Source organism: Actinomadura kijaniata NBRC 14229, assembly GCF_001552175.1.
Taxonomy (GTDB): Bacteria; Actinomycetota; Actinomycetes; order Streptosporangiales; family Streptosporangiaceae; genus Spirillospora; species Spirillospora kijaniata.
Window position 1 is genome coordinate 1 of sequence record NZ_BCQR01000280.1, and the last position, 7,605, is coordinate 7,605.

Annotated in this window: 8 protein-coding genes and 1 pseudogene; 1 reads left to right on the forward strand and 8 read right to left on the reverse strand. The window is 75.1% G+C overall.

Annotated elements, in window-relative coordinates:
* Window positions 1-484 (forward strand): annotated as a pseudogene (locus AKI01S_RS52340) (hypothetical protein); the annotation flags it as partial.
* 71 nt (window positions 485-555) lie between these two features.
* Here AKI01S_RS52340 and AKI01S_RS47270 read toward each other — a convergent pair.
* The 8 genes from AKI01S_RS47270 to AKI01S_RS52345 form a co-directional block, all read right to left on the reverse strand.
* Entirely contained in the window at window positions 556-1,530 is a 975-nt protein-coding gene (locus AKI01S_RS47270) for a cation diffusion facilitator family transporter (protein WP_067833314.1), read from the reverse strand.
* 2 nt (window positions 1,531-1,532) lie between these two features.
* On the reverse strand, window positions 1,533-2,675 hold the full coding sequence (locus tag AKI01S_RS47275; protein ID WP_067833317.1) for an SIS domain-containing protein: 1,143 nt from the start codon (window positions 2,673-2,675) through the stop codon (window positions 1,533-1,535).
* Complete coding sequence (locus tag AKI01S_RS50055) at window positions 2,672-2,854, reverse strand: Trm112 family protein (protein WP_084000948.1); 183 nt, start codon at window positions 2,852-2,854, stop codon at window positions 2,672-2,674. Before AKI01S_RS50055 ends, AKI01S_RS47275 begins: the two co-directional genes overlap by 4 nt.
* Entirely contained in the window at window positions 2,851-4,200 is a 1,350-nt protein-coding gene (locus AKI01S_RS47280; RefSeq protein WP_067833320.1) for a phosphomannomutase/phosphoglucomutase, read from the reverse strand. The genes AKI01S_RS50055 and AKI01S_RS47280 overlap by 4 nt, the downstream gene beginning before the upstream one ends.
* Before the next feature lie 130 nt (window positions 4,201-4,330).
* Entirely contained in the window at window positions 4,331-4,708 is a 378-nt protein-coding gene (locus AKI01S_RS47285) for a DUF3499 domain-containing protein (protein ID WP_067833323.1), read from the reverse strand.
* A gap of 107 nt (window positions 4,709-4,815) precedes the next feature.
* Window positions 4,816-5,550, reverse strand: a complete 735-nt coding sequence (locus AKI01S_RS47290) for a response regulator (RefSeq protein ID WP_067833327.1) — start codon at window positions 5,548-5,550, stop codon at window positions 4,816-4,818.
* A 61-nt stretch (window positions 5,551-5,611) separates the two neighbouring features.
* Complete coding sequence (locus AKI01S_RS47295; RefSeq protein ID WP_084000950.1) at window positions 5,612-6,898, reverse strand: sensor histidine kinase; 1,287 nt, start codon at window positions 6,896-6,898, stop codon at window positions 5,612-5,614.
* Window positions 6,886-7,605: vWA domain-containing protein (locus tag AKI01S_RS52345; protein ID WP_169814142.1), on the reverse strand; the 720-nt coding region annotated here is incomplete at its 5' end. The genes AKI01S_RS52345 and AKI01S_RS47295, both read right to left, overlap by 13 nt.

Here is a 7,605-nt window from a genome sequence, read left to right on the forward strand (position 1 = left end):
CCGGCCGCTGCTGCTGCGCTGGGCCGGCGGGCGGTGGAGCGCCGTCGTGGCCTCCGCCCGCGAGGGGACGCTCACCGATGTGGCCGCCACCGGCCCGCACGACGCCTGGGCGGTCGGCGCCACGCCCTCCGGGACCCCGCTGGTGGAACGCTGGGACGGCCGCGCCTGGACCGCCGTTCCCGCCCCGGTCCCGCACGGCCGCCTCCACGCGGTGGCCCCCGACGGCCGCGACGGCGTCTGGGTCGCGGGCGAGGACGCGACCGGCCGCCCGCTCCTGGCCCGCCGGACGGGCGGCGCCTGGGACGTCTCCCGCCCGGCGGTCCCCGACCCCAGCGGCGACGACCCCGGCGACGGCGCGGCCTCCGTCACGTCCCTGGCCCTGCTCCCGGGCACCGCGAAGGTGACGGCGGCGGGCTCCTACGGCCGCCCCGGCGACCCGCTCCGCCACGCCATCACCTGGACCAACACCCCGCGCCCCCGCTGACCGCGCCCCGCCCCGGAACGCGCGACGGGCGCCCACCCCGAGGGTGGACGCCCGTACGGCGAGGCGGCGGGTCAGGACGAGGCCGGGGCCTCGGGCTTGGTCGCGGGCGGGGTGTGCACGTCGGCGTCGCCCAGCGCCGGCTCCAGGTAGATCAGCGTCGCCTCGGGGAAGTCGGCGCGGATCCTCCCCTCGGCGGCGTCGATGCCCCGGGCCACGTCGGCGGCCGTGTGGTCGTGGCGCACCGCGATCTTGGCGGCGATCAGCATCTCCTCGGGGCCCACGTACTGGGTGCGGATGTGCATCACGCGCTCGACCTGCTCGACCGACTCCAGCGCCGCGATGATCCGCTCCTCCTGCTCGGGGTCGGCGCCCTCGCCGATCAGCAGGCTCTTGGTCTCGATCGCCAGGATGATCGCGATGGCGGCCAGCAGCACGCCGATGCAGACGGTGCCGACGCCGTCCCAGACCAGGTCGCCGGTGACCACGGCCATCGTGACGCCCGCCAGCGCCAGGATCAGGCCGACCAGCGCGCCCAGGTCCTCCAGCAGCACGACCGGCAGCTCGGGGGCCTTGGCGCGGCGGATGAACTGCCACCAGGACTTGTCGCCCCGGACCAGGTTCGACTCCTTGATCGCGGTGCGGAAGGAGAACGTCTCCAGGATGATCGCGATGATCAGGACGCCGAACGCCCAGGCGGGCGAGTCCATCTTGGCGTGCGGATGCGCCGTCGCCTCATGGATCTTGTGGTAGCCCTCGTACAGCGAGAACACCGCGCCCACGGTGAACAGCACCACCGCGACGACGAACGCGTAGAAGTAGCGCTCCCGCCCGTAGCCGAACGGGTGCTTGCGGGTGCGGCGGCGCTCGGAGCGCTTGCGGCCCACCAGGAGCAGCGCCTGGTTCCCGGAGTCGGCGACCGAGTGGATGCCCTCGGCCAGCATCGACGACGATCCGGTGAAGCCGAACGCGACGAACTTGGCCGTGGCGATGCCCAGGTTCGCGGCCAGGGCGGCGAGAATCGCCTTGGTACCGCCTTCTGCACTCATATCTACGCAATCCTCGCTTTGAGCTCTTGGATGGCCGTCACGGGCGTGGGATCGACTCCCAGCGCGATAGCCAAGTAAACCGTGACGTAGTCTCCGAGCGCGACGAGGGTGGCGATTCTTTCCAGCGGATGATCGCCCTCGGCCATGATCTCGGTGACCGCGACGCCCCGGCCGCGCGCCAGCTCCACCGACACCTCACGGCGCTTGGTCACCTGCGGGTGCTCCTCGGTGTCGCGCAGCACGACCAGGTGCAGGCCGTGCTCGGGGTCGTCGGCGCGGTCCCGGAAGAAGTCGTCGGGGTCGCCGGGGACGCCCGCCGCGCGCGCGAAGAACCCGTCGAACGCCACCACCTGGTTGTGGTCGGCCTCCGGCAGCTCGCCGTGGACGCCGGGGTACTTGGCGTTCTCGTTGAGCTGGCAGCAGAAGCGGTAGGCGGCCGTCCCGGCGAGCGGCGAGGTCCCCCACACCAGCGGGACGTCGCCCGCCAGGTCCAGCGCGATCCGCTTGGCCGGGTTCACGAACGGCTCGCTGTCCGGACGGCACCGGTTGGCCATGTCCTCCAGCCGGGTCGCGGCCGCCTCGAACACCGCGTCGGGGGCGTCCAGCAGCCCCAGCTCGCGGGTCGCCAGCAGCAGCGGGACGGTCAGCCCCCACAGCGTCGCGCGCGGCTGGCCGGCGGACCGGACCGGGACGAACAGGCCCCGGCCGCGCTCGGCCAGCTCCGCCAGCGGCGAGTCCGCGCCGCCCACGAACAGCAGCCGCGCCCCGCGCCGCGCCGCCTCGGCGGCCACCGCGAGGGTCTCCTCGGTGCCGCCCGAGCAGGACACCGCGATCACCAGGTCGGCCGCGCCGACCCAGCCGGGCAGCCGGTAGCCGCGCACCGTCACGATCGGCACGGCGCAGCCCACCCCGGCGACGGCCGCCAGCACGTCCCCGGAGATCCCCGAACCGCCCATGCCGGTCACCACGATCGCGCGCGGCCGGCCGTCCCGCGCCAGCTCGGCGATCCCCGCCTCGGCGGTCAGCCGCTGGGCCTCCCGGATCTGCGCGGCCGACGAGGCGACCTGCCGCAGCATCCCCCCGGGGTCGGCGGCCTCGATCGCGGCCGCGTCCGCCAGACGTCCCTCGTCAACCGCGTCGCTCATCGGGCGGGGGCCCGCCCCTCGTCCACCAGCAGCACCGGGATGCCGTCGCGGACCGCGTAGGCGTACCCGCAGGTGCCGGTGCAGACCAGCTCCTCGGCGGTCTCGTCGGGCTCCAGCCCTCCGCCGCAGTTCGGGCAGGCCAGGATCTCCAGCAGCCAGGAATCGAGCTTCACCGTCACTTCTCCCTCACGATGGCCAGGACCTCGTCCCGGACGCGGGCCATGGTGGCCTCGTCCCCCGCCTCCGCGTTGAGGCGCAGCAGCGGCTCGGTGTTGGAGGGCCGCAGGTTGAACCACCAGTCGTCGGTCCCGACGGTCAGCCCGTCCAGTTCGTCGATCGTAACGCCGGGCCGCCCCACGAACGCCGCCCGGACCCGGTCGGTCGCCGCCGCCTGGTCGGCGACCTCGCTGTTGATCTCGCCGGAGGCGGCGTACCGGTCGTAGGCGGTCAGCAGCTCCGACAGCGGCCGGTCCTGCTCGCCGAGGGCGGCCAGCACGTGCAGCGCGGCCAGCATCCCCGAGTCGGCGAACCAGAAGTCGCGGAAGTAGAAGTGCGCCGAGTGCTCGCCGCCGAACACCGCGCCGGTCTCGGCCATCGTCTGCTTGATGAACGAGTGCCCCACGCGGGTGCGGACCGGGGCGCCGCCGTTCTCGGCGATCACCTCCGGCACGGTGCGGGAGGTGATCAGGTTGTGCACGATCGAGGCGCCGGGGTACTTGGCCAGCTCGCGGGCGGCGACCAGCGCGGTGATCGCGGACGGGGAGACGATCTCGCCGCGCTCGTCCACGACGAAGCAGCGGTCGGCGTCGCCGTCGAACGCCAGCCCGAGGTCGGCCCCGGTCTCGCGGACCTTCGCCTGGAGGTCGCGCATGTTCGCGGGCTCGATCGGGTTGGCCTCGTGGTTGGGGAAGGTGCCGTCCAGCTCGAAGTACAGCGGCACCAGGTCGATCGGCAGACCGGCGAGGACCGTGGGGACGGTGTGGCCGCCCATGCCGTTGCCCGCGTCCACCGCGACCTTCAGCGGGCGGATGCCGGACAGGTCCACCAGGGTCTTGAGGTGGTCGGCGTAGCCCTTGAGCAGGTCGCGCTGGGTGATCTCGCCGGGCGCGCCGTCGTGGGTGGGGACGCCCCGCTCGACCAGCTCGCGGATCTCGGCCAGGCCGGTGTCGCGGCCGATCGGCCGGGCCCCGGCGCGGCACAGCTTCATGCCGTTGTAGCGGGCCGGGTTGTGGCTGGCGGTGAACATCACGCCGGGCAGGTCCAGCACGCCGGAGGCGTAGTAGAGCATGTCGGTGGAGCCCAGCCCGGCCTCGACCACGTCCGCGCCCTGGGCGGTCGCGCCGCGGGCGAACGCCGCCGCCAGCGGCGCCGAGGACTCGCGCATGTCGTGGGCGGTGACGACCGCGGCGGCGCCGGTCACCCGCACGAAGGCCGCGCCGACCGCCTCGGCGGTCTCGGCGTCCAGCTCCTGCGGCACCAGCCCGCGGATGTCGTACGCCTTGAAGATCTTGGCGAGGTCGCCCACTCCCGTGCTCCCCATTTCCGACGGATTGACAGGCCACGAGCCTACCGGGAGAGCCGCCGGACGCGGGCCCGCCCGCCGGTGGCGGGCGGCGGTGACGCCCGGCGGGGCCGGAGCGGGAGGCAGCGGGGGCCTACTCCTGGGTGGGCTGGGTCCCGGCGGGTTCGGAGCGCAGCACCCGCAGGTGCCCGCGGCGGCCGACCTCGGTGGCCTGCCCGACCGGCTCGACGCCGCCGGGCGCGGGCTTGGCGGCCTCGCGGACCGCGTCGGCCAGGGCCTCCAGGTCGTCGGCGCTCGGTTCGCTCGGGGTCTCCACCGGCAGCCGGACCAGCTCCCAGCCCATGGGCGCGGTGAGCCGCTCGGAGTGCTCCGCGCACAGGTCGTAGCAGTGCGGCTCGGCGTACGTGGCGAGGGGCCCCAGGACCGCGGTGGAGTCACGGTAGACGTACGTGAGCGTGAACACTGCGGGCGCCTTGCAGGCAGTGCGGGAGCAGATTCGGACGGGGCTCACGATGGCCGACCGTACCCCTCCATCGTCGCGTCCGCCACCACCACGCGGCACGTGTCGCCGTTACCGGTCAATTTCCCCGGCAATGATCACAATCACGCCATCGGTGATCACTGCCCGTCACCGCCGGCGGTGCCGAGCCAGCGGGCGATGGCCGCGCCCCGGGTGCGCACGCCCAGCTTGGCGAAGATCCGGTTGATGTGGTTCTTGACCGTGTACTCCGAGATCACCAGGCTCCGCGCGATCTCGCCGTTGGACAGGCCGCGCGCGATGAGGTGCATCACCTCGCTCTCGCGCCGCGACAGCGGGCACGGATGGGTCGGCGTGGACTGCGCCGCGGGCGCGTACTGCGGCGGGTAGTGCGGCTCGGGCCCGGCCGGGGCGTCCCGGTGCAGGGCCGCCACGACGGCCCGGCCCGCCGCCGGGGACAGCGGGCAGTCCACGCCCGCGACGGTGTCGCGGACGGCCTCCACCAGCCGGGTCACGTCGAACGAGCCGTGCACCAGGTAGCCGGACGCGCCCGCGCGGATCGCCGCGCCCACCACCTCGGGCGCGTCGTCGTAGGACAGCATCAGGACCTTGGTCAGGGCGCTGATCGTCCCGGCGGCGGTCACGCCGTCGGTGCCCGGCATCCGCACGTCCAGCAGGACGAGGTCGGGCCGCAGCAGCCGGGCCTGCTCGATGGCGTGGGCGCCGTCCACGGCCTCGCCCACGACGGTCAGCCCGCCCGCCTCCAGCAGGCTGACCAGTCCGGCCCGGACGATCGGGTTGTCGTCGGCCACCAGCACGCGCACCGGCGGCTCGACGGCCGTCCCGGTGGCGGGGGCGGCGGGGTGCGTCTCCATCGCGGCTCCGTCCCTTCCGTTCAGATGAGGGTGGGGTGGGAGATCAGGGTCCCGGCGCGGTTCATCGGCCGCTCCGGGCGGTCGGCCGGGGCCGGGCGCCGAGCTCGGCGCCCGGCACGGGCACCGTCATCGTGACCAGCGTGCCGCGGCCGGGGGCCGACCAGACCGCCAGGCGCCCGCCCACCCGGCGGGCGCGCTCGGCCATGCCGACCAGGCCGTAGTGGCCCGCGCGGGCCAGCGGGTCCAGCCGTTCCCCGTCGGGCATGGCGAAGCCCCGCCCGTCGTCGCGCACCGCCAGCTCCACGGCGTCGTCGCGCCAGGACAGCCGCACCTCCACCGCCGAGGCGGCGGCGTGCCGCCGGACGTTGGCCAGCGCCTCCTTCAGCACCGAGACGATCTCGTAGCGGACCGTGCGGGGCAGCGGTCCCGCGCCCGACGGGTCGGACCGGTCGGGCGACTCGTCGGCGACGGTCACCCGCACCGGGACGCCGTCCTCGCGCCCCCACTCGGCGATCACCCGCCGGATCGCGGCGGCCAGCGGCATCACGTGCGCGTCGTCGCGCAGCTCGGCGATCAGCCCGCGCGCCTCGCGGGTGGCGACCCCCAGCGCCGCGACGATGTCGCGGGCGGTCCGTTCGGCGCGGTCGGGGTCGCGGCGGATCCAGACCGGCAGCACCGCCGCCGACATCCCGATGCCGTGCAGGGTCTTGGCGAGGGAGTCGTGCATCTCGCGGGCCAGGCGGGCGCGCTCCTCGGCGGCGGCGAGCATCGTCTCGACGTGCCGCCGCGAGTCCTCGACCTCGGCGTACTGGTCGAACAGCGCCCGCAGCGCCACCCCGGCGCAGGCGGTCAGCGGGTAGAACGCCGGGAGCCCGATCAGCACGCCGGGCGCGCCCGGGTCGGGCAGCCCCGGCCCCACCGCCATCGCCACGTAGCACAGCGCGACCTGCGCGCCGCTGACCAGCAGCACCGGGCCCCAGGAGAACAGCACCCCGGCGAGCGCCGACGTCATCACGGTGAACAGGAAGAACGGCCCGAACACGCCGCCCATCGCCAGCACCGAGCCCGCCAGCACCGCGTCCAGGCAGGCCAGCACGGGGTGCCGCAGCAGCCACTCCAGCACGGTGCGCCAGCGCACCTCGGCCAGCACGGTCGCCGCCGCCACCACGGCGACGGCCCCCAGCAGGTTCGGGGTCCACTCCGCGACGGGGGTCAGCACCAGCGCCATCGCCATCAGCAGCGCGCGCAGCACCAGCACCAGCCGGAACGTCACCGCCAGCCGGGCGGCGCCCGGGCCGGCGCAGGCGGGGATCTCGGCGGCCGGGCCGCCGCGGGTCAGTCGGAGCATCGCGGATCGTCACAGACGCGCAGGCCGTCGGAGCTCTTGAACAGGTCCAGGAGCCGGTCCGGGCTGCTGATGTGGTACGCGCCGCCGTCGGTGGCGCGGGCGAGCTGCCGGAGTCCGGGCGGCACCCCGTCGCCGAAGCCGACCACGACGACGCTCACCGCCCGGTCGTACCGGAACGACCGGCTCAGCGACCGCACCGCCGCGGCGTGGTCGGGTTCCAGGGGTTCCCTCCTGCCCCGGGTGGTGAACACCAGCACGACGTTCAGTCCGTCTCCGTATTCGCGTTCCATCTGCCGGTGGGCGGCCAGGACGGCGGCGTTCAGCCCCCGGCGGGACGGCGCCGGCCGGGTCCGGGTCCGCAGCCTGTCCAGCGCCCGGTCGAGGCGGTAGAACTGGGTGACCCCGGAGGGGATCCGGTCGCTGAGCCGCCGCACCGGGACGAGCCGCCGGTGGGGGACGCGGCGCCGCCCGGTGACCTCCCAGATCCCGAACGCCGTGTCCGGCGCCATCAGGGTCAGGCCCGTGTCGAGCGCGCCGGTCATCGCCTCCAGTCCCTCGGCGCGCGCCCGCGCGTCGCCGGGCGGGGCGCCCGCCCGGTCGATCACCGCGAGCACCCGCAGGCTCTGCCCGATGCGCCGCCAGCTCTCCCGCACCCGGGCCGCCGCACCGGGCCGGGCCAGCTCCAGGGCGCGCGGCGCGCGCGCCGG

Excerpts from the sequence above, each read along its gene's own strand:
- AKI01S_RS47270 (WP_067833314.1), bottom strand. The coding sequence starts at position 1,530 with ATGAGTGCAGAAGGCGGTACCAAGGCGATTCTCGCCGCCCTGGCCGCG.
- AKI01S_RS47275 (WP_067833317.1), bottom strand. The coding sequence starts at position 2,675 with ATGAGCGACGCGGTTGACGAGGGACGTCTGGCGGACGCGGCCGCGATC.
- AKI01S_RS47290 (WP_067833327.1), bottom strand. The coding sequence starts at position 5,550 with ATGGAGACGCACCCCGCCGCCCCCGCCACCGGGACGGCCGTCGAGCCG.
- AKI01S_RS47295 (WP_084000950.1), bottom strand. The coding sequence starts at position 6,898 with ATGCTCCGACTGACCCGCGGCGGCCCGGCCGCCGAGATCCCCGCCTGC.